This is a genomic window from Streptomyces sp. NPDC055103 (assembly GCF_053607625.1).
In genome coordinates, this window is the sequence record NZ_JBSGTX010000180.1 from 1 (window position 1) to 1,430 (window position 1,430).

The following is a 1,430-nucleotide window of genomic DNA, read 5'->3' on the forward strand; positions in this document are numbered from 1 at the left end:
CACCAGCCACGTCCTGCGCACCCGCATGACCGCCGCGCTCGGCGAGATCGGACTCACGCCCCGTATGCACTGCTGGTAAAAGCGCAGACCACTTTCAACCGCGGCAAACTGCATTGAATCTTGTATCATTTTCTTCTTTTTCCTCCGGGTTTGATTGATATAAAATAAAGGATAACGCCCCTTTTGTCTCGTAAGAAAAAATACCTATTTCTTATTATCTCACATAATAAATTTCCAGTATATAGTTTGGTTTCCTGCAATAAATAAAAAAGACAGTTCCCTTAAAATCAAGGAAACTGCTATTCTTTGAAGACTAATAGAATGGCATGATTTTTTTTATCCTCTGTTAACGAGATCTGATGGGTTACTGATGTTTCACCCTTCGTCAACGCGACTGAGTAATCGCCTTTTCTGCCAGTATCCCATTTGATATCTCCGTTTTTGTCTGTTTTACCGAGTATCTCACCAATCTCTGTACTCGGCTCCTCATCTGAAGAGGGCGCTTTGACAATCGTCACTTGAACCCCTTCGACCGGCAGCCCCTTAGCATCCTCCACATGAAGAGTGACAGGAATAGTCGTTTCTTTTTGAGAAGAATGCGTCTGCGAACTGCACCCGCATAAAAACAAAATAGACATGAATATGGCTAGTTTGCTGTATTTATTGATTTGCCCAATATTGAATATTGTTGAATACATCGTTCGTCACCCTTGTTCCCAAGTTATATGACGATCCTCCGTTCGTGTGAATGGCAATAGCTGTCTGCCCTGTATCACTGTAGTTTCGATAAACAGGCGAGCCGCTTTGGCAGCCGTACGTATCGGTTGTATAGGTCAGCTTATACGTTTCAGCGGAGCGAATCGGCTTTGTATCAGACCACATCGTGCCAAAGGTTTTGTCACACGGGAATCCTGTCACTGACGAGGAAAGGCCCACGGGACTGCTGCTGTTTGTAGTCCGGTAGCCGTACCAGCCAACCGTGTTTCCAGGAGAACCGTTTAATTTAATAGCTCCGTAATCATAATTGGTGTCTTTGCTTTCCGTCCATCCTTTGACGGAGTAAAACATCGTGCCTGAATAAGTACCGTACGGATATGACGAGCCATTGCGGCCCGGCGCGGCGGTTATCGTCGAAGCCCATCCATGATCCTGGCTGTACACACAATGTCCAGCCGTGACGACTGTATTTGGATTGATTAAAAATCCGGTACATCCATAAGTGCTTGAAGTGTTGGGATACTTGATTGACAGTTGAACGGTTGCTCTATATGGAAAAGATGTAGTGCTGGAGATTCTGGTGCGTTCATCAGTTCCGATAATGCTCGAAGGCTGTAAGGTTTGAATGTTTTTCTCCAGTTCCGTTTGGCCGCCGTATAACGATTTACTTGTTTTTCCGGTTCCCTCATAAGGGGCAGAAACCTGTTCTGCTT

The 1,430-nt window shown here is 45.3% G+C and carries 2 protein-coding genes and 1 pseudogene; 1 reads left to right on the forward strand and 2 read right to left on the reverse strand.

The genetic code is table 11. The features are described from left to right. Nucleotides 1–73 (forward strand): annotated as a pseudogene (locus tag ACWFR1_RS40340) (MarR family transcriptional regulator); the annotation flags it as partial. Nucleotides 74–299: 226 nt separating this feature from the next. Here the strand turns inward: ACWFR1_RS40340 and ACWFR1_RS40345 are convergent. Both ACWFR1_RS40345 and mpr read right to left on the reverse strand, forming a co-directional pair. Beyond that, on the reverse strand, nt 300–638 hold the full coding sequence (locus ACWFR1_RS40345; protein ID WP_453561097.1) for a DUF2606 family protein: 339 nt from the start codon (nt 636–638) through the stop codon (nt 300–302). A gap of 22 nt (nt 639–660) precedes the next feature. Then, a partial coding sequence (gene mpr, locus ACWFR1_RS40350) for an extracellular metalloprotease Mpr (RefSeq protein ID WP_453561099.1) occupies nt 661–1,430 on the reverse strand: 770 nt, incomplete at its 5' end.

Excerpts from the sequence above, each read along its gene's own strand:
- ACWFR1_RS40345 (WP_453561097.1), bottom strand. The coding sequence starts at position 638 with ATGTCTATTTTGTTTTTATGCGGGTGCAGTTCGCAGACGCATTCTTCT.